The following is a 13,992-nucleotide window of genomic DNA, read 5'->3' on the forward strand; positions in this document are numbered from 1 at the left end:
CGCCTGGCCACCGTCCCTGTCGCTCCCGTGCCGGTGTCCTGCCGACGCGGGGGACAATGGAGGCATGACCCTCTCCGACGCTCCCGCACGCGCGTCCGAGGTCGCCGCTGCTCCGGCGACCGGCGAGCGCGTGCTCCCGCCCCTGCAGATCGGCCCGCACACGATCGACACGCCGGTCGTCCTGGCCCCTATGGCCGGGGTGACCAACAAGGCGTTCCGCACCCTGTGCCGCGAGCACGGCGCGGGCCTGTACGTCGCGGAGATGGTGACGAGCCGCGCTCTGGTCGAGCGGCACGCGGAGACGCTGCGGATCGTCACGTTCGACGAGGGCGAGAGCCCGCGCTCGGCCCAGGTGTACGGGGTCGACCCGGCGACGGTCGGCGAGGCCGTCCGGATCCTCGCGGCGGAGGGGCTGGCGGACCACGTCGACCTGAACTTCGGCTGCCCGGTCCCGAAGGTCACCAAGCGCGGCGGAGGGGGCGTCCTGCCGTGGAAGAAGGAGCTGTTCACGCGCATCGTCGCGTCGGCCGTCGAGGCGGCCGGCCCGCACGGCGTCCCCGTGACGGTCAAGACCCGCAAGGGCATCGACGACGAGCACCTGACGTACCTGGACGCCGGTCTCATCGCTCAGCGCGAGGGCGCGGCAGCGATCGCGCTGCACGCCCGCACGGTCGAGCAGCACTACTCCGGCACCGCGGACTGGACGGCCATCACCGCGCTCAAGCAGACGGTCACCGACATCCCGGTGCTGGGTAACGGCGACATCTGGTCCGCCGAGGACGCGGTCCGCATGGTGCGCGAGACGGGCGCGGACGGTGTCGTCGTCGGGCGTGGCTGCCAGGGGCGGCCGTGGCTGTTCGCCGACCTGGCCGCCGCGTTCGCCGGCTCGGACGTCCGGGTGCGCCCCGGTCTGCGGGAGGTCGCGGAGACGATCTACCGGCACGGCGAGCTGCAGGTCGAGTACTGGCAGGACGAGGGCAAGGGCATGCGCGACCTGCGCAAGCACATGGCCTGGTACCTCAAGGGCTACCCCGTGGGCGGCGACTCGCGTCGTGCGCTGGCGCTCGTGTCCACGCTGGCCGAGCTGCGCGAGCGCCTCGACGTGCTCGACCTCGACCAGCCGTACCCGGAGCAGGGCGTCGAAGGTCCGCGCGGTCGCGCCGGCTCGCCCAAGGCCGCGCACGTCCCCTACGGCTGGCTCGACTCGCGCGAGCTGACGGACGAGCACCGGCAGCAGCTGGTCGAGGCCGAGCTGAGCGTCTCGGGCGGATGACCGCGGCTCAGGCGCCCCGCGACGGGCACGGGGACGCCGTCGCAGGCGAGGAGCCGCTGGATCTGGTCGGGTTCGTGCGCGCCAACCCGCGGGCCGTCCTCACCACGGTCGCGGTGGACGGGTCGCCGCAGGCGGCGCTGCTCGACGTCGCGGTCACCGACGACGGCGAGCTCGTCCTGGACAGCCTGGCCGACGCGCGGAAGGTGACGAACCTTCGTGCGGAGCCACGGGTCGCGCTCGTCGTCGGCGTCGTGCGGCCGCGCTGGGCGCGGCTCTACGGCACCCGGACGACCCCGCCGACCGTGCGCGACGCGGTCTCGCCCGGCCGCTGACGACCGCGATCCCGCTCGGCGGGAACCTCTCAGCCGATTCCCTTGATGTACGGGTTGTCCCAGAACTTCGTGACGCAGACGCCCTGGATCCCGAAGGGCGGCCCGTCGTGCCGGCACACGGTGATCGAGATCCCCGGGGTCGTCGCGTGCGGGCTGTCCTTGTAGGTCCGGGCAGGGAAGCCGGTGGATCGGCCGTTCCCGCAGCCGTTCTTGTCCGCCTCGCTGCCGTCGATCCAGCCGCCGCTGCGCGCCCAGTTCCAGCTGCCGTCGGAGTGCTTGACGGCGTGCGCCCAGTCCACCGACGCGACGTACACGCCCTCGCCGTCGGCGGGGCAGAGGTCCTCGATCCAGTTCACCTTGTAGGTGAAGCTCTTCTTCGAGTGGAACGTCACCGTGATGCTGGCCTTCATGCCGGTCGTGGAGAAGGTCCGGGTCGGCGCGCTGAAGTCCTCGGCGTGGGCAGCGGGTGCCGTCGCGGCCACGGCGGCGACGGCGAGCGCGACGCTGCCGAGGACGGCGGTGAGTCGGGTACGTCGTGGTCTGTTCGTCACGGGTCTGCCTCCGTCGGTCGCTCTCGTCCGGTCATCCGAGCGTAGGCGGCAGCGACGGACACGCCCGCCGAACGGTGGGGCGTGCGTACGCGAGGTCGCGCCGGGGTACGGACGTCGCGAGCCTGACTCAGCTGCCCCCGGTGATCCGGATGTCGGCGCCCGTGGTGTACGACGCGTCGTCGGAGAGCAGGTAGAGCACCGCGCCCGCGATCTCGTGCACCTCGCCCGCGCGCCGCATCGGGATGTTCGGTGCCCGCTCCTCGGGGGCGTCCGGGCGCCCGCCGGCGGCGTGGATCTCGGTCCGGGTCGTGCCGGGGGACACGGTGTTGACCCGCACGCCCTCGGCCGCGAACTCCTTCGACGCGCCGATCGTGAGCGCGTGGAGCGCCGCCTTGCTCATGGCGTACGTGACGTAGGTGTGCGGTGAGCCGCTCGTCGCCGCCCCCGAGGAGATGTTCACGATGCTGCCGCCGGCGCCACCGAGCGCGGTCGACATGTGCGCGATCGCCGCCTGCGTGATCAGCGTCGGGGCGAGCACGTTGACGCGGAACAGCCGCTCGGTCTCGTCGACCGGGGCGTCGAGGAACGGGCCGATGCGGGGCGTGATGCCGGCGTTGTTCACGAGGCCGGTGACCGTACCGAACGCGGCGACAGCCGTGGGGACGAGCGTGGCAGCGGCGTCCAGGTCGTCCATGTCGATCTGCAGCAGCAGCACGCGGCCACCGGACGCCTCGCACCGGCGCCGCACGTCGAGAGCCTCGTCGTGCCGCACGCGGTACGTGAGCACGAGGTCGTGGCCCGCCGCGGCGAGTCGCACGGCGATCGCCTCGCCGATGCCCCGGCTCGCGCCCGTGACGATCGTGACCGGTCTGGTCGAAGCATCCGCAGCCATGGCGTCAGCCTATCCAGCGGCGCGGAGGGTCAGGCGCGCACCCACACCGTCGTGTCGGACGGCACCGACGTCTCGCCGTAGGGGCCGCGGTCGAGCGGTCCGGACGCGGCGAGCACCTCGACGCTGCGCGGCAGCGCGACGAGCGCGTCGCCGAGGTTGGTGACGACGAGGACGTCGCGGTTGCGGAACGCGACGACCTGCGGGTCCTGCGCGAACGGCTCGGTCCAGGCGAGCGTCCCGGTGCCGAGACGCTCCGCACGGCGCACGCGCAGCGCGGTCCGGTAGAGGTCGAACGTCGACCCGGGCGTGCGGCGCTCGACGTCGGCCGCGTGGTCGCGGTACGCGTCGGGCTGGGGGAGCCAGGTCTCGCCGGTCGGTCCGAAGCCGAACCCGGGGGCGTCGGCCACCCACGGGAGGGGGACGCGGCAGCCGTCACGGCCGGCCTCGGCGCCCTGGGTGCGGAAGAACGCGGGGTCCTGGCGCACGTCGGCGTCGAGGGCCGTGTGCTCGGGCAGCCCGAGCTCCTCACCCTGGTACACGTATGCGGAGCCGGGCAGGCCGAGCATGAGCAGGGTCGCGGCGCGGGCGCGGCGCAGGCCGAGGACGACGTCGGGCTGCGGGTCGTGCGCGAAGATCCCGTTGGGTCGCGCGTCGGGGGAGTCGAGGCCGAGCCGGGTCGCGTGGCGCACGACGTCGTGGTTGGACAGCACCCAGGTGCTCGGGGCGCCGACCGCGTCGTTCGCGGCGAACGAGGCCTCGACCACGGCGCGGAGGCGCGCCGCATCCCACGCGGTGCACAGGAACGAGAAGTTGAACGCCTGGTGCATCTCGTCGGGCCGGACGTAGCGGGCGAGGCGGGAGAGCGGCTCGACCCACGCCTCGGCGACCATCGCGCGGTCGCCGGGGTACTCGTCGAGGACGCGGCGCCAGGCGCGGTAGATCTCGTGCACGCCGTCCTGGTCGAACATGGGACCGGAGTTGCCGGTGCCGGTGCTGCCCTGGTCGGTGGCGCCGTCGGCGCCCGACGCGTCCGAGCCCTCGACCATGCTCACGTGGCCGTCCCAGTCAGGCAGGCCGTCCGCCTTGACCATGCCGTGCGCGACGTCGACGCGGAAGCCGTCGACGCCCCGGTCGAGCCAGAACCGCAGGACGGCCTCGAACTCGTCGCGGACCTCGGGGTTGGTCCAGTCGAGGTCGGGCTGGGTGGTGTCGAACAGGTGCAGGTACCACTGGCCGGGCGTGCCGTCGGGGCGGGTGGTCCGGGTCCAGGCGTCGCCGCCGAAGATCGACTGCCAGTTGTTGGGCGGCAGCTCGCCGGACTCGCCGCGGCCGTCCCGGAACAGGTAGCGGGCGCGGGCCGGCGAGCCCTCGGGGGCCGCGAGCGCCTCCTGGAACCAGACGTGCTCGTTGGACGTGTGGTTGGGCACGAGGTCGACGACGATCCGCACGCCGCGCGCGTGGGCCGCGGCGAGCAGCTCGTCGAAGTCGGCGAGCGTGCCGAACAGAGGGTCGACGTCGCGGTAGTCGGCGACGTCGTAGCCGGCGTCGCGCTGCGGGGACCGGTAGAAGGGCGAGAGCCACAGGGCGTCGACGCCGAGCTCGACGAGGTGGTCGAGGTGGGCGGTCACGCCGGGCAGGTCGCCGATCCCGTCGCCGTCGGAGTCGGCGAACGACCGGGGGTAGACCTGGTAGATGACGGCCTGACGCCACCACTGGTCGGCGTCCGCGGACCCGGCGTGCACCACGCGGGAGATGCCGGTTCCGGTCGCGGTGGCACTAGGTGTCGAATCGATCTGCGTCATCGGAGCGTCGTGTCCTCGCGGTGGGGTGAGGGGAGGTCCGGCCACGCCGGATGTACGTTGCGGTATCTTTGCACAACTTCTTGCCGTGACACGACAGCACGAGACCGCACAGCACGAGAGACCGCCAGGAGAGCGACGATGCACCTGAGCCCGGGACGTACCCACGTCCTGCAGTCCCTGCCGCACCACGACGGCTCGGCCACCTACGTGCCCCCGGGCGTCCCGCGCCTCGGGGACGTCGTCCCCGTGCGGCTGCGTGTCCCGCGCACACCGGACGCCCCCGTCCCCGCCGAGGTCCGCGTGCGCGTCGTGCAGGACGGCGACCCCCGTGTCCTCCCGGTGCGGCCCGACCGGACGACCGCCGACGAGTCGTGGTTCGTCGCGGAGGTGCCCGTCCACAACCCCGTGACGTCGTACCGGTTCTTCCTCGGCGACCCCGCGCGCGGCACCGCGACCCGCGACTGCCCGGCGACGGTCCCGCGGCACGTGTGGCGGCTCGCGTGACCGGCCCTGATCCCTCGGCCGAGGTGCTCGTCGTCGGCCCGGCAGCGTGGAACGAGCTCCTGTACGTCGACGTCCTGCCCGACCCGAGGCCGCACACGGTTGCGGCGCACCGCACCCGCCGCACGGTCGGTGGGACCTCGGCGGGCAAGGCGCTCAACCTCGCTGCGCTCGGGCGGTCGGTGCTGCTGCGGACCGTGCTCGGCGACGACGACGACGGCGCCCGCGTCGCCGCTGCGCTCACGAAGGCGGGTGTCGCGACCGTGATCGAGCCCGACCCGGACGGTCGCACCGAGCACCACGTGAACCTCATGGCGGACGACGGGGGCCGGCTGTCGGTCTACGCGCACGCGCCGCGTGACGTGCGGCCGGAGGGGCCGGGCTGGGAACGGACGCTGCGCGCGCTCGACACGGCGCGGGCGGTGCTGGTGGACCTCGCACCTCATGCGCGCCACGTGCTGGACGCGGCGGCGGAGCGCGGGGTGCCGGTGTGGTGCGACGTGCACGACTGGGACGGTGCGTCCGCGTTCCACCGTCCGTGGGTCGACGCCGCCGACGTCCTCGTGCTGAGCTCCGACCGGCTCGCCGACCCGCGCGACGTCATGCGCCGCGCCCTGGACGGAGGCGCCCGGCTCGTCGTGTGCACCCACGGGGCCGCGGGCGCGACGGCGCTCAGCACGGACGGCTGGGTCGACGTGCCCGCGGTGCCCGTCGAGCGCGTGGTCGACACGAACGGTGCCGGCGACGGCTTCGTGGCGGGCCTCGTGGACGCCGAGCTCGCCGGGGCCACGCTCGAGCAGGCGCTCGCGGCCGCGGCGCAGCACGCCGCGCGCGTCGTCGCCTCACCCGATCTCGTCCCGTGCGGTCCGCCGCACCCCTAGGGTGTGCGGTGTGAGCACCGTCATCCGGCCCTCCGCGGGTGCCCCGGTCGCCGGCTACGACGAGGCGGCCCAGGAACGCTGGTTCCCCGAGCCGCCCAAGTCGAGCGCCCGGTCGGCGTTCGAGCGCGACCGGGCCCGTCTCGTCCACTCGTCGGCGCTGCGCCGGCTCGGCGCGAAGACGCAGGTGCTCGGGCCCGGCACGGACGACTTCGTCCGCACGCGCCTGACGCACAGCCTCGAGGTCGCCCAGGTGGGCCGCGAGCTCGGCAAGGCGCTCGGGTGCGACCCCGACGTCGTCGACACCGCGTGCCTGGCGCACGACCTCGGCCACCCTCCGTTCGGGCACAACGGCGAGCGGGCGCTCGCCGAGGTCGCCGAAGGGATCGGCGGGTTCGAGGGCAACGCGCAGACCTTGCGCCTCCTGACGCGGCTCGAGCCCAAGAAGGTCGACGACGCCGGCCGGTCCGTCGGGCTCAACCTGACGCGCGCGAGCCTGGACGCCGCGACCAAGTACCCGTGGGGCGCGGGCGAGGGTCCGCTGCGCCCGGACGGGCGCCCGACCCCCAAGTTCGGCGTCTACGAGGACGACCGGCCCGTGTACGGGTGGCTGCGCACGGGCTCGCCCGTGTCGAGCCCGCACGAGCGGTGCATCGAGGCCGACGTCATGGACCTCGCCGACGACATCGCGTACTCGGTGCACGACGTCGAGGACGCCGTCGTGGGAAGCCGTATCGACCTGGCCGTCCTGACGGACGCCGAGGCCCGCGAGCGCGTCGTCGGGGCCGTCCACGCCTGGTACGGCACCCGGTTCGACGCTGAAGAGCTCGTCGCGGCGCTCGACCGGCTCCAGACGACGGGCGACATGGTCACGGGGTTCGACGGGTCGCGCCGCGCCCTCGCGACCCTCAAGGACGCCACCAGCCAGCTCATCGGCCGGTTCAGTCGGTCCGCCCAGGAGGCCACGCGGGCACGGTTCGGCGAGGGCCGGCTCACGCGCTACGCGGCGCGGCTCGTGGTGCCCGACGAGACCCTCGCGGAGATCCTCGTGCTCAAGGGCGTCGCGGTCGCGTACGTCATGGCGCCGCGCGAGCAGGAGCCGCTCTACCTCCGTCAGCGGCAGGTCGTCGCCGACCTCGCGGGCGTGCTGCTCGAGCGCGGGCCCGACGTCCTCGAGCCCACGTTCGCCGCGGACTTCCGCGAGGCACCCGACGACGCCGCGCGTCTGCGCGTCGTGGTGGACCAGGTCGCCGCGCTCACCGACCTGTCGGCGCTCCAGCTCCACGCCCGCCTGGTGCGCCCGGGCGACTGACCCGGCCGCAGCCGACGTAGGATCGTCGGCGTGCCAGGACTCATCCGCCGCGAGGACGTCGAGGCGGTCCGCGAGCGCACCCGCATCGACGAGGTCGTGGGCGAGCACGTGACGCTGCGCCCTGCCGGGGTCGGTTCCCTCAAGGGGCTCTGCCCCTTCCACGACGAGCGCTCCCCGTCGTTCCACGTCCGACCGCAGGTGGGCCGCTGGCACTGCTTCGGGTGCGGCGAGGGCGGCGACGCGATCTCGTTCGTGCAGAAGATCCACGGGCTGGGCTTCACGGACGCCGTCGAGATGCTCGCGCAGCGTGCGGGCGTCCAGCTGCGCTACGAGGACGGTGGCGGCCCGCGCCGCGGCGAGGAGCCCGGGCGGCGGCAGCGCCTGCTCGACGCGCACCGCGTCGCCGCGGAGTTCTACACCGAGCAGCTCGTCGGGCCGGGTGCGGCCGCCGCGCGCCAGTTCCTCGCGGAGCGCGCCTTCGAGCGGTCCGACGCCGCGACCTTCGGCGTCGGGTACGCGCCCCAGGGCTGGGACGGCCTGCTCCGCCACCTGCGCGGGCGCGGGTTCACCGAGCCCGAGCTCGTCGCGTCGGGCCTCGTGTCGCAGGGCCAGCGCGGCGTCTACGACCGGTTCCGTGGCCGCCTCGTGTGGCCCATCCGTGACGTCACGGGCGCGACCGTCGGCTTCGGCGCGCGCCGGTTGTTCGACGAGGACCAGGGGCCCAAGTACCTCAACACCCCTGAGACCGCGCTCTACAAGAAGTCCCAGGTGCTCTACGGCATCGACCTCGCGAAGCGCGAGATCGCGAAGCATCGCCGGGTCGTCGTCGTCGAGGGGTACACGGACGTCATGGCCGCGCACCTGTCGGGCGTGACGACCGCCGTCGCGACCTGTGGCACCGCGTTCGGGCCCGACCACGTCCGCGTCGTGCGGCGCCTCCTCGGCGACACGTCATCGGGCGCGGGCGTCCAGCTCGTCTCGGGGGAGTCCGTGGGCGGCGAGGTCGTGTTCACGTTCGACGGGGATGCCGCCGGCCAGAAGGCCGCGCTCCGCGCCTTCGGCGAGGACCAGCGCTTCTCCGCGCAGACGTTCGTGGCCGTCGAGCCGACCGGCAAGGACCCGTGCGAGCTGCGCCTCGCGGGCGGGCCCGAGGCGGTCCGCGCCCTCGTCGACCAGCGCGTCCCGCTGTTCGAGTTCGTCGTGCGCAGCGCGCTCGCACGCTTCGACCTCTCGACGCCGGAGGGTCGCGTCGCCGCACTGCGGGCCGCCGCGCCCGTCGTCGCCGGCATCCGCGACACCGCGCTGCGGCCCGAGTACGCCCGGGCGCTCGCGGGCTGGCTGGGTATGGAGTCCGACACGGTGCGTCGCGCCGTGTCCCAGGCGCGTCCGCTGCGTGGCCCCGAGGACGGTACGTCGGGTACCCGGACCGACGGCGCACGCCCGAGTCGGGACGGTGGCGACCCGGACGGGCCCGCCGAGGTCGCTCCGACCGCCCCGACGCTGCTCCGGCCCGACCCCCGTGACCCGGTCGCGCAGCGCGAGCGGCAGGCCCTCGAGGTGGTCCTGCAGTGCCCGCACCAGGTGCCCCCCGCACTGTTCGACGGGCTCGGCGCGGACGCGTTCGGCGTCCCCGCGTGGCGTGCCGTGCACGACGCGGTGCGTGCCGCGGGCGGCCTCGCGGAGGCGCAGGGCCGTCCCGAGGCGGAGTGGGTCGGGCTGGTCACGGAGCAGGCGTCCGACGCGGTCCGCCCCCTCGTGACAGAGCTCGCGGTGTCGCCGCTGCCGGAGGACCGCCCGAGCGCCCTCGCGACCTACGCGGCCGGCGTCGTCCGCTCGCTCGTCGACCTCGGGCTGACGCGGCGCATCGCCGACGCGAAGGGGCTGCTCCAGCGGACGGACCCGTCCGGCGACCCGGACGCGTACTCGCGCGCGTTCGCCGACCTGCTCGACCTGGAGCGTCAGCGGCGGGACCTGCGCGAGGTGTCGTGACGCCCTGGCCCGTGCAGGCGCACCGGCGCGCCACCCGCGGCGGGGTCAGCGCATCACGACGGGCGCGGTGTGGTCGTCCTCGGGGAGCTCGGTGTCGACCTTCGCCTCGACCGTCATGCGGGTCAGGTTCACCGCGGCGCCGTAGGACGACAGGAAGGCCGTGTCGGACGTGTCGCGGCCCGTGGTGATGCGCAGCAGGGTGCCGCGGTGCGCGAGCCCGGTCGCGTCGAGGACGTGCCACTGGTCGTCCACGAACGCCTCGGCGACGGCGTGGAAGTCCATGGGGGACAGGCCGGGCGCGTACGCCGCGGTGACGCGTGCAGGGACGTCCATCGCGCGCAGGAACGCCACGGTCAGGTGCGCGAAGTCGCGGCACACGCCGCGGCCGCGGCCGAGGGCGTCGCGCGCCGAGTCGGTGCCGCGCGTCGAGCCCGGACGGTAGGACAGGTGGGCGGCGACCCAGTCGCGCACGGCGTTCGCGAGCTCGAGCCCGCTGTGCCCCGAGAACTCCTTGCGGGCCAGCCCGAACAGCGCGTCGGACTCGGCGTACCGGGACGGCCGCAGGTACGTCATGAGGTCGTGCTCGTGGATGCGCTGGCGGGTGTCCTCGCCGTGCACGATCGCGCGGTACTCGATCTCGACGTCACCGGCGGGGAGGGTGAGGTGGTGCATCCGGCCGCCGTGCGGCGCGGGCAGCTCCTTGGGCTCGATCTCCACGCCGTTCGCGGTCACGGTGAGCTGCTCGCGGCGGCGGTGGGTGCCGTCGGCGACGGCGATCTGCAGGGCTGAGGTGGCGGGGGCGGCGACGCGCAGGGAGAGCGACGCGGAGACGGTGCGCAGCACGGTTGACCTCGGTGATGACGACGGATCAGGGGAGGAGAGCGGTGGCCCGGGGGCCAGGTGGTGCGGTGCGGCTGCTCGGGTTCTCAGGTGATCGTCGTCGTACGGTCCCGCGTGGCCCGGGCGGCGTCGTCCGGGGTGCGCGAGGCCGGTCCGCGTGCTGGAACTGATGGCCGCGGGGAAATAGTACGGCCTCCGAACGGCCGTTCATACCACGAGAACCGCCCGAGTTCTCGGTGAGCTGCTCGAGGCGCCTCGTTCTTGTCCGTGCGGCCCGTCTCAGCGCACGTCGCGGTCGGCCGAGAACGAGCCGGTGACGAGCTCGACGGGGATCTTGTCGCCCTGCGTCGGCGCCCAGTACGACAGCTTCGCGTGCACCACGAAACGCTGCGAGAGCGAGTACATGGGGTGGCAGGCGGTCATCGTGAGGAAGCGCTCGGTGGGCTTCTTGCCCGTCGTGTCACCGGGCACCGGCGCGATGACCTCGGAGTCGCCCGGGCTGACGACGGCGGTGCTCGTGACCTCGTAGACGTACCAGCCGTCCTTGGTCTGGACGACGACCGGGTCGCCCTCCTTCAGGTCGGCGATCTTGTTGAACGGCTTGCCGAACGTGGTGCGGTGCCCCGCGACCGAGAAGTTCCCGACGCCGCCCGGCATGGCCGTGCCCTCGTAGTGGCCGATCCCCTTCACGTCGAGGACGGTCGCGCGGTCGGTGCCCTGCGAGACCGTGCGCGCGTACGTCTCGCCGAAGCGCGGCACGTACATGGTCGCGAACGTCACCGCGTGCGCCGGCTCCTTCATCACCACGGGCGTCTTCTTCGACGGGGCGAGGTACTGCGGCGCGTCGGGCGTGTTGTCGGGTTGGTACGCCCACCCGAGCGCCTCGACCCGCTGCTGCTGGTCGTGGACGGCCTCGACGTTCGTCCACCACAGCTCCCACGTGAGGAACAGGCCCAGCAGGACGCCCACCGTGATGAACACCTCGCCGACGACGCCGACGACGGTCCCGACGGCGGAGCGGCGGTGCCGGATGTGACGGGTCATGGCTCCTCGGGCGTTCGGGTGGCGTGACGTCCCGGACGCGTCGACGGCCGAGGACGACAGGATACGGACCCCGCCTGGGCGGATGCCGTGCCACGCCACCTGCCGGACGACGTCCCGTCGTCAGAGGCGGACGCCGGAGCGTCGCAGCGCCGCCCGGGTCGCCGGCCCGACCACCCCGTCCGCCGTCAGGCCCGACCGCCGCTGGAACTCCTTGACGGCGGCAGCGGTGCCCTTCCCGAACCTGCCGTCCACGACGAGCTTCGCGTAGGCCGGGAACGCGGCGTCCAGACCTCGCTGGAGGGCCTCGACGGCGCTCCCCACCGACCCGACCGAGAGGATGCGGTGCTGCGTGCTGCTGCGGTGCGGGCGGTCGTCGGCATCCGTGGTGCCGCCCGCGCCTCCGTCGTCACAGTGCTGGTCGGCGGACGGGACGTAGTTGAAGTGCCAGCCCTCGTTGGCGTCGCGCTGCCACCCGTACTCGCGGCCGTGACGGGCGAGCCACGTGCGGCCGCCGCGGGCGACGTCGATCGCGATCCCCTTGCAGTGGTTGGACCGCGACGGCGGAAGGGCGAAGTTGAACCCGCTCCGGTGGGCGACGTAGCCGTCGTAGAGATATCTCTGGTCCGCCGCCGTGCGGTACGCCGACGTGATGGGCAGGTCGCGCCCCGCTGCCTGCTCCGCGCGGCGGAACGCGGCTGCGGCGTCGCGTTGCAGCTGGTGCCCGGCGCCGTCGATGGTGCTCAGTCGCGGACTCATCGGCCGTCCTCCGTCGAGGAAGGGGGCGTGGCCACACGGAACGCCCGCCCCGTCCTTCTCATGGTGCGCCCGGCCTCGCTCGGGGGTCCAGGCTTCGGACGGCACACCGACGAGAGTTCACCCGGGGCGCAGCGGGCAGAAGAATGCCCCGCCCGGGTGACCCGGGCGGGGCTGAGATGCTCCTGCGGCTGGACTCGAACCAGCGACCGTCCGATTAACAGTCGGATGCTCTGCCAACTGAGCTACGCAGGATCGCGCGGTGACAAGCCTAACAGCCTCCCGAGGGTGCTCGTGACACCCGATCCGGGTCGGTGTGACGGTCCTCACGCGGGGGCGGACCGGGAGAGATCCGGCGATCGGGGCCGGACCGGCACGTTGACGGCATGTTCGACGTGAGACCTCGGAGCGGCGGTGCTACGTTCCGATCGTCGTCAGTCGAGCAGAGCCCCTCCGGCCCCTGCCGTCCGTCCCACAGAGAGGCCAACCGTGGACTTCTGGAACTACTTCTGGCTCGTCGTCGAGATGTTCTTCTTCGTCGCCTACCTGTTCCTGCTCTTCTACATCATCTCGGACCTGTTCCGTGACCGGGAGACCAACGGATGGGTCAAGGCGATCTGGATCGTCTTCCTGATCTTCATCCCGTTCCTCACGGCGCTCGTCTACATCCTCGCGCGCGGCAACGGCATGGCGCAGCGCCAGCAGGCCGCCGTGGTGGAGGCCAAGCAGGCCACCGACTCGTACATCCGGTCCGTCTCCGGCGCGTCGCCGGCCGACCAGATCGCCCAGGCCAAGGAGCTCCTCGACTCCGGTGCGATCGACCAGGCCGAGTTCGAGAAGCTCAAGGCGTCCGCGCTGCGCTGACCGCCGTTCGCCCACCGCGACGCGGTGCGCGGAGAACAGGGCCCGGGACGTCGACCGACGTCCCGGGCCCTCGCCATGCCGGGGGTCGGCTGGGTAGCGTCCCGCGAATGAGCGTCGTGAGGTCGATCCTTCTCTTCGTCGGCGCTGCGCTCTTCGAGATCGGGGGAGCCTGGCTCGTGTGGCAAGGGATCCGCGAACAGCGCGGCTGGCTCTGGGTCGGTGCGGGCGTCATGGCACTCGGTGTCTACGGGGTGTTCGCGACGCTCCAGCCGGACGCGAGCTTCGGGCGGATCCTGGCCGCGTACGGCGGGGTGTTCGTCGCCGGCTCGCTGGTCTGGGGGACCGTGGTCGACGGCTTCCGTCCTGACCGGTGGGACGTCCTCGGCGCGCTTCTCTGCCTCGCCGGCGTGGGCGTCATCATGTACGTCCCGCGGTCGCACTGAGCCGCGGGGCACGACGTAGGGCAGGTGGGGCTTGAACCCACGACCGACGGATTATGAGTCCGCTGCTCTGACCGGCTGAGCTACTGCCCCTGGTGGTGGGGCCAGCGTACCGGTGCGACCGTGAGCAACATGACTCTCTCGTTCAGCGGTGTGGTGTTCGACAGCGCCGACCCGGCGACGATCGCGTCGTTCTGGGCGCAGGTGCTCGGGTGGAGCGGCCGGGAGGACGGCGACCGGGGCGAGGTGGTCATCTTCCCGCGGCAGGGCGAGACCACCACGGGCCCGCCGAGCATCGTGTTCCAGCCGGTGCCGGAAGGCAAGACGGTGAAGAACCGCGTGCACCTGGACCTGTCGCCAGGTGGCGGTGCGGACCAGGATGCCGAGGTCGAGCGCCTCGAGGCGCTCGGTGCACACCGGGTCGACGTCGGCCAGGGCGAGGGACTGACGTTCGTGGTGCTCGCCGACCCGGAGGGCAACGAGCTCTGCGTCCTGCGGGACTGACCCTTCTGCGGGACCGT

Annotated in this window: 16 protein-coding genes and 2 tRNA genes; 10 read left to right on the plus strand and 8 right to left on the minus strand. The window is 73.3% G+C overall.

Annotated features, from left to right (window positions below; genetic code table 11):
* Nucleotides 1–64 precede the first annotated feature (64 nt).
* Together dusB and CLV34_RS09710 are read left to right on the plus strand one after the other, a co-directional pair.
* Entirely contained in the window at nucleotides 65–1,273 is a 1,209-nt protein-coding gene (gene dusB, locus CLV34_RS09705; RefSeq protein WP_100350087.1) for a tRNA dihydrouridine synthase DusB, read from the plus strand.
* Nucleotides 1,270–1,605 carry a pyridoxamine 5'-phosphate oxidase family protein gene (locus CLV34_RS09710; protein ID WP_100350088.1) on the plus strand — a complete coding sequence of 112 codons (336 nt, stop codon included), beginning with the start codon at nucleotides 1,270–1,272 and terminating at the stop codon, nucleotides 1,603–1,605. The genes dusB and CLV34_RS09710 overlap by 4 nt, the downstream gene beginning before the upstream one ends.
* 29 nt (nucleotides 1,606–1,634) lie before the next feature.
* Here CLV34_RS09710 and CLV34_RS09715 read toward each other — a convergent pair whose 3' ends face one another.
* A complete protein-coding gene (locus CLV34_RS09715; RefSeq protein ID WP_100350089.1) occupies nucleotides 1,635–2,156 on the minus strand; it encodes a hypothetical protein in 522 nt (173 codons plus the stop codon).
* On the opposite strand from CLV34_RS09715, the gene CLV34_RS17330 reads away from it, so the two are divergent.
* Nucleotides 2,141–2,350, plus strand: a complete 210-nt coding sequence (locus tag CLV34_RS17330; RefSeq protein WP_157803786.1) for a PHP-associated domain-containing protein — start codon at nucleotides 2,141–2,143, stop codon at nucleotides 2,348–2,350. The genes CLV34_RS09715 and CLV34_RS17330 overlap by 16 nt on opposite strands.
* Here CLV34_RS17330 and CLV34_RS09720 read toward each other — a convergent pair.
* Entirely contained in the window at nucleotides 2,284–3,048 is a 765-nt protein-coding gene (locus CLV34_RS09720; RefSeq protein ID WP_100350090.1) for an SDR family NAD(P)-dependent oxidoreductase, read from the minus strand. The two genes, CLV34_RS17330 and CLV34_RS09720, sit on opposite strands and share 67 nt — an antisense overlap.
* Before the next feature lie 29 nt (nucleotides 3,049–3,077).
* Nucleotides 3,078–4,850 (minus strand): glycoside hydrolase family 13 protein, encoded by a 1,773-nt coding sequence (locus CLV34_RS09725; RefSeq protein WP_100350091.1) that lies wholly within the window; start codon nucleotides 4,848–4,850, stop codon nucleotides 3,078–3,080.
* A gap of 138 nt (nucleotides 4,851–4,988) precedes the next feature.
* On the opposite strand from CLV34_RS09725, the gene CLV34_RS09730 reads away from it, so the two are divergent.
* The 4 genes from CLV34_RS09730 to dnaG are packed head-to-tail and all read left to right on the plus strand — an operon-like array spanning nucleotide 4,989 to nucleotide 9,530.
* The gene (locus CLV34_RS09730) at nucleotides 4,989–5,354 is read left to right on the plus strand and encodes an early set domain-containing protein (RefSeq protein ID WP_100350092.1); all 366 of its coding nucleotides are present in this window, start codon (nucleotides 4,989–4,991) and stop codon (nucleotides 5,352–5,354) included.
* Nucleotides 5,351–6,232: a carbohydrate kinase family protein gene (locus tag CLV34_RS09735; RefSeq protein WP_100350286.1), complete on the plus strand. Its 882-nt coding sequence runs from the start codon at nucleotides 5,351–5,353 to the stop codon at nucleotides 6,230–6,232. Before CLV34_RS09730 ends, CLV34_RS09735 begins: the two co-directional genes overlap by 4 nt.
* 10 nt (nucleotides 6,233–6,242) lie before the next feature.
* The gene (locus CLV34_RS09740) at nucleotides 6,243–7,541 is read left to right on the plus strand and encodes a deoxyguanosinetriphosphate triphosphohydrolase (RefSeq protein ID WP_245859155.1); all 1,299 of its coding nucleotides are present in this window, start codon (nucleotides 6,243–6,245) and stop codon (nucleotides 7,539–7,541) included.
* Nucleotides 7,542–7,571: 30 nt separating this feature from the next.
* Nucleotides 7,572–9,530 (plus strand): DNA primase, encoded by a 1,959-nt coding sequence (gene dnaG, locus CLV34_RS09745; RefSeq protein WP_100350093.1) that lies wholly within the window; start codon nucleotides 7,572–7,574, stop codon nucleotides 9,528–9,530.
* 45 nt (nucleotides 9,531–9,575) lie between these two features.
* On the opposite strand, the gene CLV34_RS09750 is transcribed toward dnaG, so the two are convergent.
* The 4 genes from CLV34_RS09750 to CLV34_RS09765 form a co-directional block, all read right to left on the minus strand.
* The gene (locus CLV34_RS09750) at nucleotides 9,576–10,373 is read right to left on the minus strand and encodes a transglutaminase-like domain-containing protein (protein ID WP_100350094.1); all 798 of its coding nucleotides are present in this window, start codon (nucleotides 10,371–10,373) and stop codon (nucleotides 9,576–9,578) included.
* A 276-nt stretch (nucleotides 10,374–10,649) separates the two neighbouring features.
* Nucleotides 10,650–11,414 carry a class E sortase gene (locus CLV34_RS09755; protein ID WP_100350288.1) on the minus strand — a complete coding sequence of 255 codons (765 nt, stop codon included), beginning with the start codon at nucleotides 11,412–11,414 and terminating at the stop codon, nucleotides 10,650–10,652.
* Nucleotides 11,415–11,534: 120 nt separating this feature from the next.
* A complete protein-coding gene (locus CLV34_RS09760; RefSeq protein ID WP_170044642.1) occupies nucleotides 11,535–12,170 on the minus strand; it encodes a peptidoglycan-binding protein in 636 nt (211 codons plus the stop codon).
* A gap of 179 nt (nucleotides 12,171–12,349) precedes the next feature.
* Nucleotides 12,350–12,422 (minus strand) — tRNA-Asn (locus tag CLV34_RS09765).
* Nucleotides 12,423–12,656: 234 nt separating this feature from the next.
* Between CLV34_RS09765 and CLV34_RS09770 the strand changes: the two genes are divergently transcribed.
* Nucleotides 12,657–13,031 carry an SHOCT domain-containing protein gene (locus CLV34_RS09770; protein ID WP_425436222.1) on the plus strand — a complete coding sequence of 125 codons (375 nt, stop codon included), beginning with the start codon at nucleotides 12,657–12,659 and terminating at the stop codon, nucleotides 13,029–13,031.
* A gap of 107 nt (nucleotides 13,032–13,138) precedes the next feature.
* Nucleotides 13,139–13,474, plus strand: coding sequence for a YnfA family protein (locus CLV34_RS09775; RefSeq protein WP_100350095.1), 336 nt, complete (start codon nucleotides 13,139–13,141; stop codon nucleotides 13,472–13,474).
* 16 nt (nucleotides 13,475–13,490) lie between these two features.
* Here CLV34_RS09775 and CLV34_RS09780 read toward each other — a convergent pair.
* Nucleotides 13,491–13,564, minus strand: a tRNA-Ile gene (locus CLV34_RS09780).
* A 39-nt stretch (nucleotides 13,565–13,603) separates the two neighbouring features.
* Here CLV34_RS09780 and CLV34_RS09785 point away from each other — a divergent pair.
* Nucleotides 13,604–13,975, plus strand: coding sequence for a VOC family protein (locus CLV34_RS09785; RefSeq protein ID WP_100350096.1), 372 nt, complete (start codon nucleotides 13,604–13,606; stop codon nucleotides 13,973–13,975).
* Nucleotides 13,976–13,992: the final 17 nt, after the last annotated feature.

Origin of the sequence: Luteimicrobium subarcticum, from assembly GCF_002798015.1 — a bacterium.
Classification (GTDB): Bacteria; Actinomycetota; Actinomycetes; order Actinomycetales; family Cellulomonadaceae; genus Luteimicrobium; species Luteimicrobium subarcticum.

Bases quoted from the DNA above. Each gene is read 5' to 3' on its own strand.
- dusB (WP_100350087.1), top strand. From the start codon at position 65: ATGACCCTCTCCGACGCTCCCGCACGCGCGTCCGAGGTCGCCGCTGCT.
- CLV34_RS09710 (WP_100350088.1), top strand. From the start codon at position 1,270: ATGACCGCGGCTCAGGCGCCCCGCGACGGGCACGGGGACGCCGTCGCA.
- CLV34_RS09720 (WP_100350090.1), bottom strand. From the start codon at position 3,048: ATGGCTGCGGATGCTTCGACCAGACCGGTCACGATCGTCACGGGCGCG.
- CLV34_RS09725 (WP_100350091.1), bottom strand. From the start codon at position 4,850: ATGACGCAGATCGATTCGACACCTAGTGCCACCGCGACCGGAACCGGC.
- CLV34_RS09730 (WP_100350092.1), top strand. From the start codon at position 4,989: ATGCACCTGAGCCCGGGACGTACCCACGTCCTGCAGTCCCTGCCGCAC.
- CLV34_RS09755 (WP_100350288.1), bottom strand. From the start codon at position 11,414: ATGACCCGTCACATCCGGCACCGCCGCTCCGCCGTCGGGACCGTCGTC.
- CLV34_RS09760 (WP_170044642.1), bottom strand. From the start codon at position 12,170: ATGAGTCCGCGACTGAGCACCATCGACGGCGCCGGGCACCAGCTGCAA.
- CLV34_RS09775 (WP_100350095.1), top strand. From the start codon at position 13,139: ATGAGCGTCGTGAGGTCGATCCTTCTCTTCGTCGGCGCTGCGCTCTTC.
- CLV34_RS09785 (WP_100350096.1), top strand. From the start codon at position 13,604: ATGACTCTCTCGTTCAGCGGTGTGGTGTTCGACAGCGCCGACCCGGCG.